Annotated in this window: 18 protein-coding genes and 2 pseudogenes; 7 read left to right on the top strand and 13 right to left on the bottom strand. The window is 37.5% G+C overall.

Annotated elements, in window-relative coordinates; translation table 11 throughout:
- Positions 1 to 24 precede the first annotated feature (24 nt).
- From PTRA_RS09285 to PTRA_RS09315, 7 genes are all read right to left on the bottom strand, one after another.
- On the bottom strand, positions 25 to 3,132 hold the full coding sequence (locus tag PTRA_RS09285; RefSeq protein WP_058373566.1) for a site-specific integrase: 3,108 nt from the start codon (positions 3,130 to 3,132) through the stop codon (positions 25 to 27).
- Positions 3,102 to 5,639 (bottom strand): hypothetical protein, encoded by a 2,538-nt coding sequence (locus tag PTRA_RS09290; RefSeq protein WP_058373567.1) that lies wholly within the window; start codon positions 5,637 to 5,639, stop codon positions 3,102 to 3,104. The genes PTRA_RS09285 and PTRA_RS09290 overlap by 31 nt, the downstream gene beginning before the upstream one ends.
- On the bottom strand, positions 5,636 to 6,205 hold the full coding sequence (locus tag PTRA_RS09295) for a hypothetical protein (RefSeq protein ID WP_058373568.1): 570 nt from the start codon (positions 6,203 to 6,205) through the stop codon (positions 5,636 to 5,638). The genes PTRA_RS09290 and PTRA_RS09295 overlap by 4 nt, the downstream gene beginning before the upstream one ends.
- 160 nt (positions 6,206 to 6,365) lie before the next feature.
- The gene (locus tag PTRA_RS09300) at positions 6,366 to 6,809 is read right to left on the bottom strand and encodes a polysaccharide deacetylase family protein (RefSeq protein WP_237113446.1); all 444 of its coding nucleotides are present in this window, start codon (positions 6,807 to 6,809) and stop codon (positions 6,366 to 6,368) included.
- A 40-nt stretch (positions 6,810 to 6,849) separates the two neighbouring features.
- Positions 6,850 to 7,692: an SDR family NAD(P)-dependent oxidoreductase gene (locus tag PTRA_RS09305; protein ID WP_058373569.1), complete on the bottom strand. Its 843-nt coding sequence runs from the start codon at positions 7,690 to 7,692 to the stop codon at positions 6,850 to 6,852.
- Between the two features lie 9 nt (positions 7,693 to 7,701).
- Positions 7,702 to 8,010 (bottom strand): REDY-like protein HapK, encoded by a 309-nt coding sequence (locus tag PTRA_RS09310; protein ID WP_058373570.1) that lies wholly within the window; start codon positions 8,008 to 8,010, stop codon positions 7,702 to 7,704.
- Between the two features lie 117 nt (positions 8,011 to 8,127).
- Entirely contained in the window at positions 8,128 to 8,610 is a 483-nt protein-coding gene (locus tag PTRA_RS09315) for a hypothetical protein (RefSeq protein ID WP_058373571.1), read from the bottom strand.
- Between the two features lie 286 nt (positions 8,611 to 8,896).
- Between PTRA_RS09315 and PTRA_RS09320 the strand changes: the two are divergent.
- Positions 8,897 to 9,444, top strand: a pseudogene (locus PTRA_RS09320) (catalase); the annotation flags it as partial.
- Positions 9,445 to 9,571: 127 nt separating this feature from the next.
- Positions 9,572 to 9,739 carry a catalase-related domain-containing protein gene (locus PTRA_RS19430; RefSeq protein ID WP_237113447.1) on the top strand — a complete coding sequence of 56 codons (168 nt, stop codon included), beginning with the start codon at positions 9,572 to 9,574 and terminating at the stop codon, positions 9,737 to 9,739.
- Between the two features lie 209 nt (positions 9,740 to 9,948).
- Here PTRA_RS19430 and PTRA_RS09325 read toward each other — a convergent pair whose 3' ends face one another.
- A complete protein-coding gene (locus PTRA_RS09325; protein ID WP_058373572.1) occupies positions 9,949 to 10,275 on the bottom strand; it encodes a hypothetical protein in 327 nt (108 codons plus the stop codon).
- A gap of 129 nt (positions 10,276 to 10,404) precedes the next feature.
- Between PTRA_RS09325 and PTRA_RS09330 the strand changes: the two are divergent.
- A pseudogene (locus PTRA_RS09330) lies at positions 10,405 to 10,742 on the top strand (IS982 family transposase); the annotation flags it as partial.
- Between the two features lie 210 nt (positions 10,743 to 10,952).
- Here the strand turns inward: PTRA_RS09330 and PTRA_RS09335 are convergent.
- The 5 genes from PTRA_RS09335 to PTRA_RS09355 form a co-directional block, all read right to left on the bottom strand.
- Positions 10,953 to 11,561, bottom strand: a complete 609-nt coding sequence (locus tag PTRA_RS09335; RefSeq protein ID WP_058373573.1) for a nitroreductase family protein — start codon at positions 11,559 to 11,561, stop codon at positions 10,953 to 10,955.
- A 58-nt stretch (positions 11,562 to 11,619) separates the two neighbouring features.
- Positions 11,620 to 12,351, bottom strand: coding sequence for a sulfite exporter TauE/SafE family protein (locus PTRA_RS09340; protein ID WP_058373574.1), 732 nt, complete (start codon positions 12,349 to 12,351; stop codon positions 11,620 to 11,622).
- A 1-nt stretch (position 12,352) separates the two neighbouring features.
- Positions 12,353 to 13,048, bottom strand: a complete 696-nt coding sequence (locus PTRA_RS09345) for a pirin family protein (RefSeq protein ID WP_058373575.1) — start codon at positions 13,046 to 13,048, stop codon at positions 12,353 to 12,355.
- 100 nt (positions 13,049 to 13,148) lie between these two features.
- Positions 13,149 to 14,036 carry a LysR family transcriptional regulator gene (locus tag PTRA_RS09350; RefSeq protein ID WP_058373576.1) on the bottom strand — a complete coding sequence of 296 codons (888 nt, stop codon included), beginning with the start codon at positions 14,034 to 14,036 and terminating at the stop codon, positions 13,149 to 13,151.
- 165 nt (positions 14,037 to 14,201) lie between these two features.
- Positions 14,202 to 15,056, bottom strand: coding sequence for a pirin family protein (locus PTRA_RS09355; RefSeq protein ID WP_058373577.1), 855 nt, complete (start codon positions 15,054 to 15,056; stop codon positions 14,202 to 14,204).
- Between the two features lie 1,045 nt (positions 15,057 to 16,101).
- On the opposite strand from PTRA_RS09355, the gene PTRA_RS09360 reads away from it, so the two are divergent.
- From PTRA_RS09360 to ureC, 4 genes are all read left to right on the top strand, one after another.
- Positions 16,102 to 17,010 carry an urease accessory protein UreD gene (locus PTRA_RS09360; protein ID WP_083497519.1) on the top strand — a complete coding sequence of 303 codons (909 nt, stop codon included), beginning with the start codon at positions 16,102 to 16,104 and terminating at the stop codon, positions 17,008 to 17,010.
- Between the two features lie 205 nt (positions 17,011 to 17,215).
- Positions 17,216 to 17,518 carry an urease subunit gamma gene (ureA, locus tag PTRA_RS09365; protein ID WP_058374577.1) on the top strand — a complete coding sequence of 101 codons (303 nt, stop codon included), beginning with the start codon at positions 17,216 to 17,218 and terminating at the stop codon, positions 17,516 to 17,518.
- 11 nt (positions 17,519 to 17,529) lie between these two features.
- Positions 17,530 to 17,862: an urease subunit beta gene (locus tag PTRA_RS09370; RefSeq protein WP_011328434.1), complete on the top strand. Its 333-nt coding sequence runs from the start codon at positions 17,530 to 17,532 to the stop codon at positions 17,860 to 17,862.
- Positions 17,862 to 19,565 (top strand): urease subunit alpha, encoded by a 1,704-nt coding sequence (gene ureC, locus PTRA_RS09375; protein WP_011328435.1) that lies wholly within the window; start codon positions 17,862 to 17,864, stop codon positions 19,563 to 19,565. The genes PTRA_RS09370 and ureC overlap by 1 nt, the downstream gene beginning before the upstream one ends.
- The last annotated feature ends 11 nt before the right edge of the window (positions 19,566 to 19,576 follow it).

The raw sequence follows: 19,576 nt of genomic DNA on the forward strand, positions 1-19,576 counted from the left end.
ATACCTAAACTTAATTTGAAGCTATTAAGGGGCTTCGCCGGCCCTATAACTTATAATAAGCAGCAAATGAAGAAAGCTCATTAAGCTATGGTGGCGCCTCGACTTTTTATATGTACCTTTACTACCCTTTACTGTAATTAATAATCCAACTTCTAAAAAGCCATTGCCATTATGTTTACCTAGAAACCTGCCCTCCTCAATTGAGGCGCTTTCGATGTGACTATCGCTTAATCCAAATGACGAAACTAATTCTTCCCAGTAAGACCTCGCTTGAATAACATTTTGATTTTGTAAATCTACTTGATGAAAACGAAATTTGAAGTGGCTCGACTTTAATTTAAATTTTATACATAAATTTAAAAAGTTGCGTATTACTTGCTCATCAGGACAACGAAGAGCGAAATTCTTCCCTGCAGCACCATATTTCAATATTTGTAGGGCATCAAATGCTTCACTAAGCGTTACATTTTTCTGACTTAATAAAGTATCAAATTTCTGACATAAATAATAAAATGCTTTTTGTGAAGAAACTCTTTTTAAGTCATCTTTAGTATTATCTAAACTTGGGAAGTTAGGAATTAAGGGCAGCTTTTTACCTTTCCTAGGATATTCTCTGCTTACACTCAGAGCATTATCATGTAATTTTTGAACTTGCTCCACAGGGAGTGAGTAACTCGATGCTGTATCGTGTATTGAGTTTAGTTCTAGCGATTTAAGAGCATTTGCATAATCTAACATTCTTATTTGCCCATCAGCTTCAAACTTTTGTTTAAAACCTTTAAACGATGGTGTGATTAAATCACTAACCTTACCCGCATATTGGATCGAATAGTCTTGCTCTTGTTTTTTACTATAAAATTCAATTCTTTCAATTAAACTTTCACCTGGCATAAACTCCTTAAAATTAGCTCTCCCTATACATTCAGATAAAAAATACTTAGATACTGTATATGTCTGATTCATTTGAGCGCAATGCTGTATGTCCTTTAAGTGTAAATAGCTATTTAGTGTCGACACAGTGACTTTATGACCAAGTAAATGAGACAAAAAAAACATTTTTGAGCGAGTATTGTCTTTAACTTTTAATCTTTTGTTAAAGTGAGTAATAAAACTTTGATCAAATAAGTCATTTTCAAATATAGATAAATACTGCCTTCCCGTTAATACCAAGTTTGAATTTAATCTGTACCAAGTCCAATTAGCAAAGCTATGTCTTAGGTGATGAATTCTTAGAGTATGATCCTTAGTATAGTAATGCAGTAATTGCGTTAATAGCTCGTATGCTTTATTTACGCTAACAGAGCAGTTAAATAACAATGAATTTGATGGCTTATTTTCAGTGTTTTTTTGAACGTCATAAAAGCTTCTTAGCTTAGTTAAATGCTCTTTTGGCCATAACGCATCTAGGGGTAGTTCTCTTCTAGCTGAAGGTGTTTTTAAACCCCTTATTTTATTTGGTCTGATTGATAGTAGAACCCAATCATATTCGCCTTCATTTGGCTTTATAGGTGAAACCTGAATATCACCAAAGTACAGCTTAGCGGCTTCATTACGGCGCAAGCCACTATAAAAACAAAAACACATTAATAAATATGCATATAACTCAACCGGACTGTTATTGAGGCTGTCACTTAAATATTCAAGAATTGCGCTTACATGACTAGCTGAAACTAAATTAGCATCAACTTTACTTTGGACAGGAGCTATATCAAGATCGTCAATACACAAGTCTTTGACAATTTCAGACTCTATTAAAAACACAGAGAAATAATATAAATACTTTTTACGTTGGGCAGAATTAAAATATTCACTCGTATCATTTAACTTTATTGCCCAATCTGACGCTGATATTACTGCTAGATCAGTTCGAGTAAAAACATTTAAAAAAGGTTCACTGATACTTTTCACATAATCAATTACTGTGTCTACTTTTAACTTCTTTTTAGTTACCCCTCCCTCTTTCAAAAGGTAATAAAGCCAACCACACAAAATATTGAAATAAACACTATTTTTATCATTTTTCAATTCTTGTTCAACAAATTTAATGCACTGTGCCCTTGAAGCTCTTTGGCCATTCAGTTCCCTCAAGTTTTTATAGGTATACTCTAACTTGGCTTTTATTAATTTAGGCTCAATATAATCAAAGCTGTCACTATCAAATGACAATAGCTTATTAAGCTCATTAAATTTCTTAGGTTGTTTTGCTATTTCGTCTGCAACTAATGCCTTATTACTTATTAACCTTAAAAAAGCTGTTTGAGGTAGCTCGGTACAGGTACTAGACCGTAAATACATCTGATAGTCGATAGGGCTGAGGTTGATTATAGTATCTATTTTTCTAAGTGTTCGTAATTTTAAAAGTGACAAGCTTTGCCAATTTGTACCACTAGCTTCTGTTAAAAACGTTATTATAAATTCACTTAATCTATTTTTATTTACTCGTATTTTCTCAGACGGCTTAATGAAGTTTTTATGATGTAATAATAAAAGGACAACAGCATCACATAGTACGTATCGTCGTTCCTCTTTTTCGCTTTTCCCATACCAAAATACTTGACCACCTAAATACATTAAAGCATCCGGGGCATTTATGATTGTAATAAGCTCGTCAAACTGAACACCTGTTGTCATATATAAAACTAACCGACCATAACTAGCTTCTTTTGATAAATTAGCAGTTGGTGTTTGTAGCTCTTTACTTAATATTGACTTAATTTGGAGTGCTATCGGTAGTTTTATTAATTCTACTGGTGATAACATAGGTTTATCGCGCTTTAGTACGACGATTTGAGGGACTTTTGAAGATTCAATACCATGATGCTTTAATCCATAATTTAATATAGCATCAATAAGCATGAGCTGAAGGTGTTTAATCGTTAAGTCTTCTTTTAACCGTGACTTTAAAATGTTCATTTCACTAGAAAGAACATTCTCATCGGATTTTTTAAAATACCTAAGCATTAGCATGCATAGCTTTTTATATTCGTTTAAAAAATCATCATCGCTGAATCTAATTCCAAAGTCATTATCTGAGCAGTTTCTATAAGCATTTACAATCTGTTGAAAACATTGATGGAACTTACCTTGCTTCTTCAGTTCATTTAAATAAGATCGGACTTTAGAGTTTGCCATCCTACCCCCTTAAATAACTTATCTAGAATAGGTAATAATTCATTTACAGAATCTATGTAATTTAGTGTCGAATAATTAGCTAAAGGAACCTCACCAGACTGCCAATGGCCCATTTGAAAGTTTATTAGCTCTGAATTAACGTTGTTATAAAGCAAATTACTTTTAAGCCAATGCCTTCCTGCATTTGCAGGTATTTTATGTTCCTTAGGTAACCTGAGAACTAACTCTGTAGGAGAAATACCTTTAGTAACAATTCCAGCTCTTTGTCTTTGAAATATGAATAAAGGTCCATGATTTATACGTGAATTTCTAATTAGCTTAAACCACTGACAAGATTCTTTGTAATCGAGATTTAAGCTTTTAGAGGCGGCATTTAAAAAGTCATCTATTGACTGGCATAACTTGGGCTTTAATACTCTTATTAACCCTCTCAAACAACTAAGGTGCTCTTGATAAGCTGTGATTTGCGCATTTAAAATAGACGGTAAACAAACTAATCTAGAATGCGTAAAATCACTATCATCTTTATCACTTATCCCCATGAGGTTTAGCGTTGGAAAATACAGGGAAAAAGTTGGTAACGGGTTCCAAACAGCCCGATAACCCGTTCCAAACATTAACATCCATGCCGTATAGACTGTAAACGCGTTATGGTATTTTAAGATTGCATCTAGTTGTTTTAAAGAGTTTAACTTAGTGTTTTTAACTTCTAATGCCAAAGCTGCTATGAGGCTCTTAACTGTCATATTCTCTGGTGTAAATTTAGAACCAAGCATACGATTACGCTTATCAAAACACACTAATTCAAAAAGTTTTATAGGGAATTTTTCTTTACAATAATCATAGTAATCAGACTCAACTTCTTGCCAAAACTCAAATAGCCTTTCACACCGCGTAACATCATCAATATTACTATAGCTTCTAGATACTCGAGTAGAATACATTTTTACATCGTAACTAAAATCTATATAAATAGGGTCAATCACACCTGTTGCATTAATATAATTTCCAATAAAATTACTAATGCTATTGATACTTAGCCTTCCGCTATAAGCTTTATCTGATACCTTTTTTAATTTTTTGGCTAAACTGTTTTCAAGTGCTGCAAAACTGTCTACGTTAATAAGTAAACCTTCTTTTCTGCCCTTTAAATATTTAATTATTAAATCTGTTAAAAATGTAGGACAGGCTGTAAATACACCATTTGCTGTTTTAATAAGACCAACTTTTTTAATCGTTGGTTTAGCAGTTTGAGTTATAGGAAAATACCACCAACCACGGTCATTTTCATCTAGAAACAAACCTCGTGTTTTGTCATCTATTTTATTAAATATCTGTAAATCTTTTATCTCATGCAACGTCTTACCCAACAAAAACATCAGCCATCCCAATATCGCTAGCTCAATATTTTTATCGGAATGGCCATACTTATTTAGTGTATCAAATAATAAACCCAGTTCTGGCGCCTTTAATAATCGCGTATCTTGGTAAGCAATATTATGAGCTCTGTGCACATTACGAGTTATATCTATCTGTTTTTTCTTCTTAGAGGCGGGACTAAAAATCATTTCAATACTTTGATGCTCGGTTTTATCTCGTACAGTATTACCTTCATTGTTATCAATTACAAAAGGCATCTGAACCTCTGAATCTTCAGGGTTAAGTCCCTCTGTATCTGATAAAAAGTTTAAAGATGGTATTAAAACTGACAAATTATCAACAGCCCCAGTAATAGGTAAAGTATTAGGTTTTTTATACCATTTAGCGATGGAGCCTCTGTAACGGCCTCCTCGTTTATACAGCCGAGCTGGTTGCCAGTCATTCTTATAAAAATGAATTAAAGTATTTAAATAACCTCTATCCGTTACATTATTAGTATATATATCATTATTAATAATTGACTCTAACTTACTCGCGATTGACGAAGCTGAATCAAGGTAGTTTGTTAATATTTTATCTTTATCAGGTTCGAAGGCTATATTGGACTTTTTCATTAATAAGCGAAACTTATTACAAACCTCAGCTTCTCTTGTAGATGAGCTTGTAGCTAATTCAGGATCGATGAGTGTATGTATTGTTTTAAAATAATTACCAATAAAATTAGCAAGAAGATTTAATGATTTTGAATCTTGCTTATACTCATATGATTTAATAAGTAATACATAGAATGGTATCTCATTGCACCAACCATTTTTATATGTGCTGCGATTAAAACTCTCTCTTGAGCTTGCATCTAGCTCAACTCCATACTCATTAAAGGCATAATAAATATACTCAGGAAGACATAGTTCACTTTTAGTAAACTCCCATAGCTTTCGTGATGCATCATTCATCCTTTTTAATAATAAAAAAACTTGTGATAAACCACTCAAATCTTCAGGAGCACTTATGCGAGAAGTAAAATCATCAAAGTCAGATTTTATATCCTCGATACTGATTTCCAAGTTTACCCCTTTGCAATACAACTCAATATGCTCAAGAAGCTTAACCTTTAGCATACCCGTCATAATTTAATCACTTTTGTACTAATTTTAAGCCATTTACATAATTCTGTTTTTGTTTTAATAGCTGGAAATAAGGTACGCCATTCTGTTGAATCAATTACTGGTTGTTCACCTTTGAATAAGCCAATAAGTAACTCTGAGATTAAAGGGCCGGATGCATTAAAGTACTGCTTAAAAAGTAGCCGAACAATATCATTAAGAAAAATTAAACGTCTAAGATCGGGTGTCGGACGATTAGGAAGGATCAAACATGGGACAAGTTGATTTGACTGATCTTGAAGTCGACAAACTTTATGAAATGTAAATAAGCCAGAGACTAGTTTTAACTTTTCATTATCAGTTTTATATCCAATTATCGGGGCTTGATAAGCATCAAGTTTCCAAGTAGTAATTGTATCAAAGCTGTCGTTTGAACTTGGTTTTAAAAACGAAAATAAATTTATATTACTGATTAAATTATCTATGGTTTTTTCAAGGGTAATATTTTCTGCGACAATATACTCAAATGTAGACCTGTCTAATAATTCATCGATCTTTTTTAATTTGCCTTCAACATTCTCATCAATCATATTCAGCACCAGAACAATAAGTAGTCATTTTTGACATTTTCATAATGTGCCTAAATAGTGCCCAGATCAAGCTTTAAATGTTCGTAAAACACTCAAAAACAGATTTTAATATTAACTAAATTTTATCTAAGTTATTGTAATAATATGCAATTCATTATATTTACTGGAGATTATTATTTATAGAAGCAGTTAAACTAACGTCTTGACATGGTAGGGGTCGGTGGTTCGATTCTTGGGTTTCGTCCATCCGAAATTGAAATATCCAGCGATAGCCATGTGAACATGTTTCGTCTTCTCTGCGTTTAATTGCTTGTGCAATCTGTGGTGCTCTTTCTAAACTTAAAGCCGCTGCCGTCCAAGTCGCGGGAACATTATATTTATCTAATAAATTAATAATTCTCGACGCGCCTTCTTTAATCCCATACTGATAATTGGATTCATTACCATAGTTGCGCATTGGCTTTTTCAAATAAACTTGAAGCTCATCTACAGGCTCCATGCCTTTATCGCCATCTTTAATGCTGTACTCAGACCCTTCTTCTACATTCACAACTATTGACATTGCTAGGCGTTTATTGTTTGGCCACTGATAACTTTTAGGCATGATTTTATTCTCTTATTTCAGCTTAATATTTATGAAGTGCTTAGTGATACTCTTCGCCACCAGATACATTCATACACTCACCAGTAATATAAATTGCTTGGTCGGAGCACAAAAATGCACAGGCTTTTGCAATATCGTCTTGCTGTCCAGGTCTACCTAAAGGAATACGGTCTCGCATGTCCTGCATGTATTGTTCATACCCCTTACCCGACACTTCAGAAAAGTGTTGATTTTGCCAAGCTCCTAGCGCTGTGGTGACGTGGTTAGGGCAAATTTCATTTACATTAATTTGATGTGGTCCAAGCTCTACAGCGGCAACTCGGGTTAATCCATTCATACCATGTTTTGAAGCTGTATAAGCCGAAGCATGGCCGACAGCAGACTTTGAGGCTTGAGAACCGATATTTATAATTTTGCCCCCCTGCCCTTGTTTAACCATTTGCGCCGCCGCATATTTGGTCCCTAAAAAAGCACCACGTAAGTTAACTCCTAGTACGGTATCCCATTCACTTACGTCCATTTCTAATATTGGTTTCATTAGATAGCCAACACCGGCATTGTTGATCCAGATATCAAGACGTCCATATTTTTCAACCGTAAAATCAACCGCAGCAGCTACTTCGTCTGCTTTTAAAACATTACAAATGACACTGCTTGACTCGCCACCAGCAGCAACTATTTCATCTACAATTTGTTGTATTTCGCTAATAGTGCCAACCGCAGTATCTGGGGCATGCTTGTCATCTGCATGGCCAATATCGGTGATCACTACTTTACAACCTTCGTCAGCCAAGCGCTTTGCCATTGCTTCGCCTAAACCTCCTTTGCGGCCAGCACCTGTAATTACCGCTACTTTTCCTTTTAATTCAGAATAGATAGCCATGGTCACCTCTTATAGTTTTGATGTAAGGATAAAAAGAGGATTATCAGCAAACTGCTGAAACTCATTAGCAATTTTTTGCATCATTTGGCTGCTAACATCTTTTGCAAATTGATCCATGTCATTAATTTTTAAAATTTCTATATACTTGTAAGGAGGTTTTTCTTCACTCATTAACAAGCCTTCTGCTTTTAGCACTTCAAACACATCTACTGAGGGTAAACCGCCTGCAGCAGGAATATCTGTTTCCTTAGCCCAAGCCTGATAAGTCGACTCGTCAACACCAGCTTTTAAGTTAAACAATACGACGATTGTGGTCATGATCTTTTGCCTTAATATAATTTGTCCGGACAAATTTAAGTCTAGGAAGATACAAAGTCAATCTTTCTAGATGCTAGTTAAATAGGTAATTGATAAATGGCAATTGCACGATTATTTTTAATGCCCGCGCCAATCGTTTGATACTCTTTTTTCATCAATCAGAGTTCGTTTAATTGTTTTACCCGAATCTAACCACTGCCATACCCGAGATCTAAATTGCCCACAGTCAGATAGTTGAATCATTTCGTATAAATATATATTCGGCTCACCAACTCTGGTCCAATGTAACATCATGGTACGTTGGTGCTCATCTAAGGTAACTTCTGCCGCCCAGCCTTTAATGATGTCATTGTCGAAAACTAACTTGTCTTCATGAGCTTCACCCATAAAGTCACGTATTTCTGTTTCGCCATTTTCCCATGTGTAATGATTGGTTTGATGATAAATATTTGGTTTGTCATCAGGAATACGACAAACTAGTTTTGATTTATGTGCATCTATTTGCTCGCCATTAATATCAAAGTGTCTATACCATCCTTCCCAAACACCTTCATGGCGAGCTAAAAGTGCAAACGTTTCTCTTAAATTTAATTTTGACATAAAGCATCCTTTAATTTTTTAGGTAATTATTTTGATACATCTATATTTACTAAGCTTGGCTAACTCATGATCACCGCTGGTTACCCTAGCTACACTGGTTAAATTTACACAGCTGGTTGTGATGACACATTTGTTGGTTTTGTTAATATAATTAACATACCAAAATTATTAGAAGGGATACGAAGTCCGTGGCTGGTTTTTGATATTTGTCACGCAGGAACAACACTAAATAAATTTAAAGCTAGACTCTCACTATAAATGTATAAAATTAAGGTGTGAACTTCCAACAGTTGTAATGAGTGATCGTGGTATACCTACCTCATATAGACATATGCATGGTTTTGGCTCACACACCTATAGTTTGTGGAGTGAAGCCGGTGAGCGCTTTTGGGTGAAATTTCATTTTCGTACACAGCAAGGTATTAAAAACTTAACTGATACAGAAGCTGCTGAAATAGTCGCTATGGATCGTGAAAGTAATCAAAAAATTTATTTGAATCGATTGAGCGCGGCGACTTCCCTAAATGGAAATGTATGTGCAAATTATGCCTGAAGCCGAAGCTGATAACGTGCCGTATCATCCTTTTGATTTAACTAAAGTATGGCCTAAAGGTGATTACCCACTGATTGAAGTAGGTGAGTATGAGTTAAATAAAAACGCTAATAACTACTTTGCCGATGTAGAGCAAGCTGCTTTTTCACCGAGTAATTTAGTACCTGGAATTGGCGTATCACCCGATAAAATGCTGCAAGCCCGTTTAATTAACTACGCTGATGCACAGCTCTACCGTGTAGGTGTGAATCATAATCAAGTGCCGGTAAATCAACCTCGCTGCCCTGTTAATAGCAATGCGCGCGATGGACAAGGCCGCGTTGATGGTAACTATGGGCAAGGCCACACTACGACTTCCGTGAAGACGATAGCGACTACTTTAGTCAGCCACGCGCTCTTTTTAACTTAATGAATGATGAGCAAAAACAAGCGCTATTTAGTAATACGGCGGCACAAATGGGTGATACCTATGACTTTATTAAATATCGTCATATTCGTAACTGTAATCAGTGCGATCCTGCCTATAGTGAAGGTGTTGCTAAAGCCCTTGGGATGACTGTTTCTGATGCAATATAAGCACGTGAAACAGACCCTGCAAAACATTTACCTGGCTGCTTATAAACTATTAGTTATATCTAAATTTTGCTAGCTGGCTTTTTTAACAAAAAGACAGCTAATTAACGCGGTAATAAATACAGTTAAACTTAGTCTGTAGTTTAATTTATATAACCCATTTAAATAATGCACTTACATATTCTTCCTTATACTGTAGTTAACCTTCCCTTTTAATTGCAGCTAGTCATAAAAAATTCAAAACCGTTTTTCTGCTCACTTAAGTCTTGATTAAAGCCAGCCGAGACATATAAAAAGCCATCATTTGCTACTAGCTGTTTAAGCTTATTTACACTATCAGAAAAGTCATCCATAAAATTAGTATCGGAATTTTCAAGCAACTTTTTATGCCCAAATAAAGCCTTTGGTGCGCACTGATTTGATTTTACAAATTCAGTTAACGTATCTTGATTATAAAAGGTTTTAAAACCATGTTTACACTCGGCTAAAAATGCTAATAAATCCGCAAAATCAACTTCAATAAATGTTGACTCTTCCATTATCCGAATAAAGATTAAAATTAATTCATTTGAATAAATAACCTGAATCTCGTTTAAGAAATTGAACTAAATGCCTGTTCCGAGATCCGATCTTTCGACCAAGAACGATTGGATAAACAAGGAACAGGCATGATTAAATTAGTTGAATTGTTTTGCGATCTCGATGATTTTTGCAAAGTATTTATACCCCAATGGGAAAAACAATTACTCGAAGATGGTACCCAAAAACGTCAGCGAGCAGGACGTATGACGACCAGTGAAATTATGACTATTGTCATTAGTTTCCATATGTCGCATCACCGTGATTTTAAAAATTACTATCTTGGTTATGTTCCACTTATGTATAAAAGTGAATTTCCTAACTTGCTCAGTTACACGCGATTTTAGCCGTTATGCCGAGGGTACTTGTGCCGATGTGTGCCTATTTTACTTCACTTAAAGGTAAACCCACAGGCGTTGAATTATTGAAGCTGTAAATTATTAATTTAAAACTATAAGCCAAGTAGAGGATACGAGGCAAAGTAGTGCTGATCATTTTATACTGAATGATTTTGCTATTGTTATGGCTTTGGTTGTTATTTAAATCAATGTCAGATTAATTACTTATAAAAACCAATGAAACCGCTAGAAATATACCTAAGCGGTTTCATTGGTTAAATTATATTAAAGTAAGTGTATTAACCAAATACTTTCATACGTTCTTCAACCGGTTTAAACTCCTTGTCGCCTGCTGGCTGGTCAATAGCGCCAAATACCATTTGTGCATTCAATTCCCAGTCTGCAGCTATGTTCCACTCATCTGCAACTTTTTGATCAATAACTGGATTGTAATGTTGTAAGTTGGCACCAATGTCTAAGCTAGCCAATGCTGTCCAAATCGCATACTGATGCATAGCGCTGCTTTGTTGTGCCCAAATTGGAAATTTGTCAGCATACAAAGGTGCAGCTTCTTGCATGTTTCTTACTACGGCTTTGTCCTCAAAGAACAATACCGTACCTGCACCGGCTCTAAAGCCTGCAATTTTATTTTTAGTACCTTGGAATTTTTCGTCGTCACCAACAATAACTCTTAGCGTTTCTTCAGTAATGTCCCACAGTTTGTGATGCTCATCACCAAACAAAACGACGATACGTGCCGATTGTGAGTTAAAAGCTGAAGGCGTATGCAAAACTGCGTGCTCAACAAGTTTAACTACTTCTTCGTTAGAAACGGGCAACTGATCGCTTAGAGCATAGATAGAGCGACGCTTCTGTGCTAATTGTTGTAAATCATTTAAGTTTGACATTATTATCTCCTGTGGTTGTTCAAATATTTAAGTAATTAAAAAACTAATTTAGTTACAGTTACTTACCTAAAAGTAACCAAAAACCGAGCACTAACAATAAATAATTCATTATCTTTAAAAATAACGCTTTATCCAGTACTGCATTAATTTTTACCCCTAACCAATTACCTACAAATGCCAGTGGGAAAAAGGCCAGTGCAGTTAAAATTGTCTCACCCGTTAACAAGCCGAACGATAAAGCTGCAATAAGTTTTATTACATTCATCATTGCGAAAAATATCGCCGCGGTAGCAACAAACTTACCCGGAGTAAGCCCTATCGCTGTGAAATAAATAATAATGGGCGGCCCACCCGCATGCACTAAACTGCTGGTAATACCGGAGAACATGGACATTATCCCCGCGCCAATTTTATTACTGAGAATTTTAAGCGAGCTTTTTTTAAAGAAAATATTTTTAATTGAAAAAACAATACATATTAAGGCGATTATCAAGCGTAAGTGTTCTGCATTAATAATGTCTATAATTAAGTAAGCAATGAGCACACCTACTATTGCCCCAGGAATTAGGGGGAGAAGTAGTTGATTATCCCATTTTCGCCAGTAACTTCTTACGCTTAACATGTCGCCAATAATTAATAGCGGCAGCATTAGTGCAATGGCTTGCGCTGCTGGCAATTTTAGCATTAGCAGCGGCACGGCAAACACGCCTAATGCCCCTGCAAATGCTGATTTTGAAACACCTATCAATACAACAACAGCTGCTATTAAAACAAGTGTTGTAATATCCATACTAAAAGTCCGCCGGTAATTCAAACCATAAAGCTTCAAGTTCAGCTGTTGCTTCAAGGTTTAGCTCTGTCGCGGGGTCAACCGCAAAGGCATCACCTGCAGCAAATTCTTTACCATCAACCATTACGCTACCTTTTACAATGTGCAGGTAACCAATTTGCTTACCCGAAGCCAGCATAAACATTTGTTGCGCGTTTAAAACTAAGCGTGACAAGCTTGCATTTTGATTAATTGACAATACATTTTCACCGCCCTCTGGTGTAAGTAATGGCGTTAATGGACCATTTTGCGCAATGCTTTTTTGCTCATAACTTGGTTTAATTCCCATTTTATTGGGCTGTATCCAAATTTGTAAAAACTTAACTTGGTCAGTGTTAGATGCATTATATTCTGAATGCATTACGCCACTGCCCGCACTCATACGTTGTACGTCGCCTGCCGGTACAGTGTGCTTATTGCCTTCACTGTCTTCATGCTTTAATGCGCCTTGCATTACATACGAAATAATTTCCATATCGCGGTGCCCGTGTGTGCCAAAACCTTTACCTGGCATAACCATGTCGTCGTTTATTACGCGCAGTGCTGAAACCCCCATATGTTTTGGATCGTAGTAACTGCCAAAAGAAAAACTATGTTTGCTTTGCAACCAACCAAGATCGACCGAACCGCGCTCTTGTGACTTTCTTATGTATTTCATTATAAATTCCTTCATTTATTTCAATGAAGCCAGTTTACTACTGTGTTTATACGATTAAAATTAGCTGTTTTAGCATCAATCATTCTATTTAAAAGAATGATTATTGTAATTCTTCACATTGGTATCTTAGTTCAGCTAAAAAAGCCCTGGCTGCTGGGCCTAAGCTGTCGCCATCTTTAAAGATTAAATGCAACTGCATAGAGCGCTTGCTGTTATGTTGTAAAGGGAGTGTTTTGAGTTTGCCCTGTGCTAGTTCATTTTTAATAGAAGTTGTAGGTAGCCAAGCAAAACCTAAACCACTGCAGATCATATCAATAGAAGTGCGCAAATGACTCACCGTCCAGCGCTGGTTAGCACCTAACCAGCCCGCATCACTTTTACGATGCATACCTGAGTCGCGCACTACAATTTGACGATGACTTTTCAAATCCTCTGAGGTTAAATCTCTCCCCAAAGAATGTAAAGTATGATCTGGATTAGCAACGGCAATAAAGTCTATTTGGCAAAGTTGCTCACTAAAACCTTCTGTTAATGCAACCGGTGAAATAGCAATATCTACATCAGCATTCTCAATCAGTTCGCTTGCCCCACTCAGTACCGACTCCACCAACTCAATTTGCAGCATTGGATATTGGGCAGAAACAGTATCAAGCACTTTATATAGCCTTGCTTGCGGAAACATTTCATCAACCGCAATTTTTAAGCTGCCTTCTGTGCCCTGCCCAAGAGTATGGCCCACTATTTCCAGCTTAGCGGCTTCATCAAGCAAAAAGTTGGCGCGCTTAAGCATTAGCTCACCCGCTTGAGTCAAAACAGTTTTTCGCCCTTCAATTTCAAATAATTTAACATCGAGCGAGCTTTCTATTTTACCCACTGCATTGTGAATACTTGACTGGCTTTTATGAATTCCTTGTGAGGCTTGATTAAAGCCACCAAATTGCACCACAGAGCGAAACATTCGCCATTGCTCTAGTGTGACTCTAAGCATGATTACCTCTTATTGCTTTAAATTTTATTTTTGTTGTTAATTCTGCAGGCTATCTTCAGACAAGTTAAGCTTGAGCAAAACCACACTTGGTTATTATGCATAAATAGGTGTGAGTTTTATTCGGATCTCAGTTAATTAGCTATTAATGCGCAATAGCTCTTGGCATTATTTAAGCGGGATAAACTCTTTATCATCACCTGGAATAGTTGGAAAACGCCCATTTTCCCAATCGTCTTTCGCTTGCTCAATACGCTCTTTGCTAAATGACACAAAGTTCCAATACAAAAATGGTACTTTTTCAAATTTATCGCCGCCTAACATAATAAAGCGACCGTCTGTTGCCAGCGTAATTTCGCTATCGCCTGGCTCTAATAAAATAAACTCATTAGTACCAAACGTTTCACCGTTAACAGTTACTTCGCCACAAATAGTAAATATTGCAGTTTCTTGTTCTGGGTGTGGGCGCTTTATAACACTTCCTTTGCTGGCAACAACATCAATATAAAACATGGGTGAATAGGTTTTAACCGGCGAACTTAAACCATAAGCTTCACCCACTACTAATCGCATCATTACTCCTTCGTGGGTAATGTGCGGTAATTGGTTTTTTTTCACATGATTAAATGACGGTTCAATTTCTGCCATAGCTTCTGGCAATGCAACCCAGCACTGTAAACCACTAATTGAATGTGGATTTGCACGTACTTCAAAGCTTTCACGCTCTGAATGGGTAATACCTTTACCTGAGGTCATCCAGTTAACATCACCAGGGCGAATTTCTAAATTATTACCCAGCGAATCACGATGTAAAATACTGCCATCAAATAGGTAAGTTAGTGTTGATAAACCAATATGTGGATGCGGTCTAACATTTATACCTTGGCCCGCAGGGAAATTATTTGGCCCCATTTGGTCAAAGAAAACAAATGGACCTACCATGCGTTTTTCTTGATGAGGTAAAACGCGTTTTACATTTAATCCACCAATATCATGCTCTTTAGCTTTAAGCACTTTAGCCATAATAAACATCCTCTTAAGTTGCTTTATAAAAATAAACGTATGTTATTTGTAATTCATATACAGTCAATTATCTATAATTTATATTGTAATTTAATGATAGCCAACATCCGTTGTTCTAATTTAATTAATGAATAACGCCACTTTAGCCCGCAACATTCTCCCAATGAGAATGTTAGCACGTCATTGCAATAATACAAAAGATGCAGGTAATTTACATAATTGTTTTTTATTCTTACTTTTAAATTAGGGTCTTATTTTTAGGTTAAAACGTGTATACCTCTGAAAATGTTTATACCTGTAAATAATGCTGCTGCACAAAACAGCAAATAATTTAGCCAGTTTTATCGCAAAGCAAATTCATAGCATACAGGGAATTTAACTTATTAAGCTGCCTGTATTTTAAGCGAAAATATAATTTTAACACTCAAAATAGTACGCTAGCGCAAAAGTATATTTGTATTAATTGCTATTTCTGAGCTTGTATTTTTTCCCCTCAAAGGCTTTATATTTATACTAATCCAATGCTTAGAAACCGCTAGTACAACATTGTATTAACGTTTGAATAAGCGTTATTTTAATCACACTTAACATTTGGTACATATTTTGTACCAACAGCAAAATCTCGTATCTAATTAATAAATAACAACAAATAGTTAAACACATTGAAAAAATACAATTTTTTAAATTTTTTTCTGGACAATTTATTTTCCTCAGCTAACATCTAGCTAGAACATAGTTATTTCCTCACAACTCTACACGCCCTATGATTTGAGCTTTAACAGACTCTATTTGCGGGAAGTAGATACACACCCTGATATGTATTCGAAGTTTATCTTCATCAGTTTTGCAATTTCAGGCAATTAATTGCCCGCATACTGACATCCGGCGAAGGCTAACAAGCTAACTCCGTCAATTTGACCGAATCCACACATGTGGACGATCTTAAAGATTTTGCTATCTTAAGGCTCTTACTCCTGCGCGTCAGAAAAGCCATAAATTTAGCGAAAGGTGCACTGCTGGGCCTATATAAAAGGTATATGTTGGAATGATGACACTTTCCTCCATGCCCGTAACACATCGGGCAGACGCTAAATCTGGGCATAGCTTTGATGCCAATCGCCACTGGGCAGCTTCTTTAACGCTCGGCTTCTGTGCTCAAAACAGCGGCGATACACGTGTTACGCGCATGAATATTGCTCGTCATTATGGTCCATTACGTGTGCAAAGACCTTTTTACCCTGAAGGCAAAGATGGCTGCTGTCACGTGTATTTACTGCATCCACCCGGTGGAGTTGTGAGTGGTGATGCGCTCAATATAGATATTACGCTCACTAAAGGCGCACATAGTTTAATTACCACACCTGCCGCCAATAAGCTTTATAAAGCCGACAGCAACGGGGTTGCATGGAGCCAAACGACTAATTTAAAAGTGGATGACAACGCCATTTTAGAGTGGTTACCGCAAGAAACACTCGCCTTTGATGGCTCTCGTGGGGTGCAAGTATTTAACATTGAACTGGCTAAAACGGCTAAGTGCCTAGGCTGGGAAATACTAGGCCTTGGTCGCCCTGCCAGTGATCTGCCCTTTGCTACTGGCTGTATTGAGCAGCGCTTTGAGTTAACCCAAGACGGTAAGCCATTGTGGTTAGAGCGTCAAAATTTAGACCCTAGTCACCCTAGATTTAACGGTAAATGGGGCCAAGGTGGTGCTACCGTACATGGCACATTTTGGACCGTTGGCTTAAGCGATCCAACAGCAGCTATTGCCGCACTGCGTGAACAACTACCGCCCAGTAATAATTGGGCTGCTACCTACCGCCGTGGCGTTTTATTAGTGCGTTATTTAGGGCACGAACGTAACCAAGTATGGAAATTATTTGAACAAGTACGCGAGATACTTCGCCCGCTATTAAGCGGACATCAAGCCACCATACCACGGATTTGGTTAACCTAATTTTAACTGTTTGTCATGGCTAAAAATGACAACAATAATTCTATCGCCTATGCTCATTAGGTGATTAATTAAACACCTTGGCTGAATAAATTTGTACCTATATTTTTAACAAATCGTCTTAGATTTTTGCTTAGGCGAACACACCACCTGTGCCAATTAGTCATAGGTAATTAATATAACAACATCGAGGACTATGGAGTTAGCGATGGAATTAACACCCAGAGATAAAGATAAATTAATGTTATTCACTGCAGGTTTACTTGCAGAACGACGCAAAGCAAAAGGGCTAAAACTAAATTACCCAGAAGCAATTGCCCTGATCACTTGCGCGATTATGGAAGGTGCACGCGAAGGACGCACAGTGGCTGAAATGATGGCATTGGGTCGTGAAATTTTGACCCGTGACGATGTAATGGAAGGCATTGCAGAGATGATTCAAGACGTACAAGTCGAAGCAACGTTTCCTGACGGTACCAAACTGGTCACTGTGCATAATCCTATAGTTTAAGGAAGTTCGTTATGATTCCAGGTGAATATCAACTAAAAAGTGGCGACATTGAACTGTGTGTTGGGCGTAAAAGCATCACCATTAATGTTGCTAATAAAGGGGATCGACCTGTACAGGTTGGCTCTCATTACCACTTTGCCGAAAGTAACCCAGCACTGAGCTTTGATCGCGAGCAAGCCTATGGTTATCGCTTAGCTATTGCTGCTGGTTTAGCAATTCGCTTTGAACCAGGACAAACCCGTGAAGTGTCTTTGATCCCCTATTCAGGTTTACGTCGTCTTTACGGTTTTCGTGGTGAAGTAATGGGACCTTTAGACAATAAACCTAAACAGGAGAGTGTGTAATGAAAATATCTCGTCAAGCCTATGCTGATATGTATGGCCCAACCACGGGTGATCGAATTCGTTTAGGTGATACCGAATTATGGGTCGAAATAGAACATGACCATACCCATTATGGTGAAGAAGTAAAATTTGGTGGCGGTAAAGTTATTCGAGATGGAATGGGGCAAAGTCAACGCTGTGATGACGCCGTTATGGACACGGTTATCACTAACGCAGTGATTATCGATTGGTGGGGCATTATTAAGGCCGACGTAGGTTTAAAAAATGGCCGCATTGCTGCTATTGGCAAATCTGGCAACCCTGATACACAGCCCGACATAGACATTATTATTGGCCCAGGTACTGAGATTATTGCTGGTGAAGGTCAAATACTAACAGCCGGTGGCGTCGATACCCACGTGCACTATATTTGCCCACAACAAGTTGATGAAGCACTTATGAGTGGCCTAACAACTATGATTGGCGGCGGCACAGGCCCTGCAACAGGCTCAGTAGCTACAACACATACACCGGGGCCATGGCATTTAGGCAAAATGATGCAAGCCGTGGACGATTTACCGATTAATATTGGTTTTCTAGGTAAAGGTAGCGCAAGTACTCCCGAAGCACTTGAGCAACAAATTAAAGCCGGCGCTATGAGTTTAAAAATTCATGAAGACTGGGGCGCTGCACCCGCTTCTATTAGTAACGCATTAGATGTTGCTGATCGCTACGACATTCAAGTTGCCATACATGCAGATAGCCTTAATGAATCTGGTTTTGTGCAAGATACGCTAGAAGCATTTAAAGATCGTTGTATCCACACCTATCATACCGAAGGTGCCGGTGGTGGTCATGCCCCTGATATTATTGTTGCTTGTGCTATGCCTAATGTGTTGCCGTCGTCAACTAACCCGACTCGTCCGTACACTATCAATACTGTGGATGAGCATCTTGATATGTTGATGGGCTGTCATCACCTCGATCCTAACATTCCTGAAGATGTAGCCTTTGCCGATTCACGTATTCGCCGTGAAACAATTGCTGCCGAAGATATTCTTCATGATATGGGCGTTATTTCGATGATGTCTTCTGACTCGCAAGCCATGGGGCGCATTGGCGAAGTAGTGTGTCGTACGTGGCAAACTGCACATAAAATGCGCGTGCAACGTGGTTTATTACCAGAAGATGAAGCACTTGGCGCCGATAACTTTCGCGCAAAACGTTACATTGCCAAATACACTATTAACCCTGCCATTACTCACGGTATAAGCCACGAAGTGGGCTCTATTGAAGTGGGTAAATTTGCAGATTTAGTACTGTGGAAACCGCCATTTTTTGGGGTTAAACCATCAATTATATTAAAAGGCGGCATGATTGCAGGTGCGGCAATGGGCGATCCAAACGCAGCTATTTCTACACCACAACCGGTACATTACCGCCGTATGTTTGGTGCATTAGGTAAAGCAGTAAGTGCAACACGTATGACCTTTGTAAGCCAAGCTGCTATGAATACTGGGCTTGAAGAAAAACTCGGTTTGAAGAGCCAGCTTGTGGCCTGTAAAAATGTACGACAAGTGCGTAAATGCGATATGAAGCTCAACGATGCTTGTCCGGTATTAACGGTAGATCCGCAAACGTATGAGGTTCACGCAGACGGTGTATTACTTACCTGCGAACCTGCAACTGAATTACCGTTAGCCCAGCGCTACCATTTGTTTTAATCCATTTTTAG

The organism is Pseudoalteromonas translucida KMM 520 (genome assembly GCF_001465295.1).
Classification (GTDB): Bacteria; Pseudomonadota; Gammaproteobacteria; order Enterobacterales; family Alteromonadaceae; genus Pseudoalteromonas; species Pseudoalteromonas translucida.

Excerpts from the sequence above, each read along its gene's own strand:
- PTRA_RS09285 (WP_058373566.1), bottom strand. The coding sequence starts at position 3,132 with ATGGCAAACTCTAAAGTCCGATCTTATTTAAATGAACTGAAGAAGCAA.
- PTRA_RS09290 (WP_058373567.1), bottom strand. The coding sequence starts at position 5,639 with ATGACGGGTATGCTAAAGGTTAAGCTTCTTGAGCATATTGAGTTGTAT.
- PTRA_RS09295 (WP_058373568.1), bottom strand. The coding sequence starts at position 6,205 with ATGATTGATGAGAATGTTGAAGGCAAATTAAAAAAGATCGATGAATTA.
- PTRA_RS09300 (WP_237113446.1), bottom strand. The coding sequence starts at position 6,809 with ATGCCTAAAAGTTATCAGTGGCCAAACAATAAACGCCTAGCAATGTCA.
- PTRA_RS09305 (WP_058373569.1), bottom strand. The coding sequence starts at position 7,692 with ATGGCTATCTATTCTGAATTAAAAGGAAAAGTAGCGGTAATTACAGGT.
- PTRA_RS09310 (WP_058373570.1), bottom strand. The coding sequence starts at position 8,010 with ATGACCACAATCGTCGTATTGTTTAACTTAAAAGCTGGTGTTGACGAG.
- PTRA_RS09315 (WP_058373571.1), bottom strand. The coding sequence starts at position 8,610 with ATGTCAAAATTAAATTTAAGAGAAACGTTTGCACTTTTAGCTCGCCAT.
- PTRA_RS19430 (WP_237113447.1), top strand. The coding sequence starts at position 9,572 with ATGAATGATGAGCAAAAACAAGCGCTATTTAGTAATACGGCGGCACAA.
- PTRA_RS09325 (WP_058373572.1), bottom strand. The coding sequence starts at position 10,275 with ATGGAAGAGTCAACATTTATTGAAGTTGATTTTGCGGATTTATTAGCA.
- PTRA_RS09335 (WP_058373573.1), bottom strand. The coding sequence starts at position 11,561 with ATGTCAAACTTAAATGATTTACAACAATTAGCACAGAAGCGTCGCTCT.
- PTRA_RS09340 (WP_058373574.1), bottom strand. The coding sequence starts at position 12,351 with ATGGATATTACAACACTTGTTTTAATAGCAGCTGTTGTTGTATTGATA.
- PTRA_RS09345 (WP_058373575.1), bottom strand. The coding sequence starts at position 13,048 with ATGAAATACATAAGAAAGTCACAAGAGCGCGGTTCGGTCGATCTTGGT.
- PTRA_RS09350 (WP_058373576.1), bottom strand. The coding sequence starts at position 14,036 with ATGCTTAGAGTCACACTAGAGCAATGGCGAATGTTTCGCTCTGTGGTG.
- PTRA_RS09355 (WP_058373577.1), bottom strand. The coding sequence starts at position 15,056 with ATGGCTAAAGTGCTTAAAGCTAAAGAGCATGATATTGGTGGATTAAAT.
- PTRA_RS09360 (WP_083497519.1), top strand. The coding sequence starts at position 16,102 with ATGATGACACTTTCCTCCATGCCCGTAACACATCGGGCAGACGCTAAA.
- ureA (WP_058374577.1), top strand. The coding sequence starts at position 17,216 with ATGGAATTAACACCCAGAGATAAAGATAAATTAATGTTATTCACTGCA.
- PTRA_RS09370 (WP_011328434.1), top strand. The coding sequence starts at position 17,530 with ATGATTCCAGGTGAATATCAACTAAAAAGTGGCGACATTGAACTGTGT.
- ureC (WP_011328435.1), top strand. The coding sequence starts at position 17,862 with ATGAAAATATCTCGTCAAGCCTATGCTGATATGTATGGCCCAACCACG.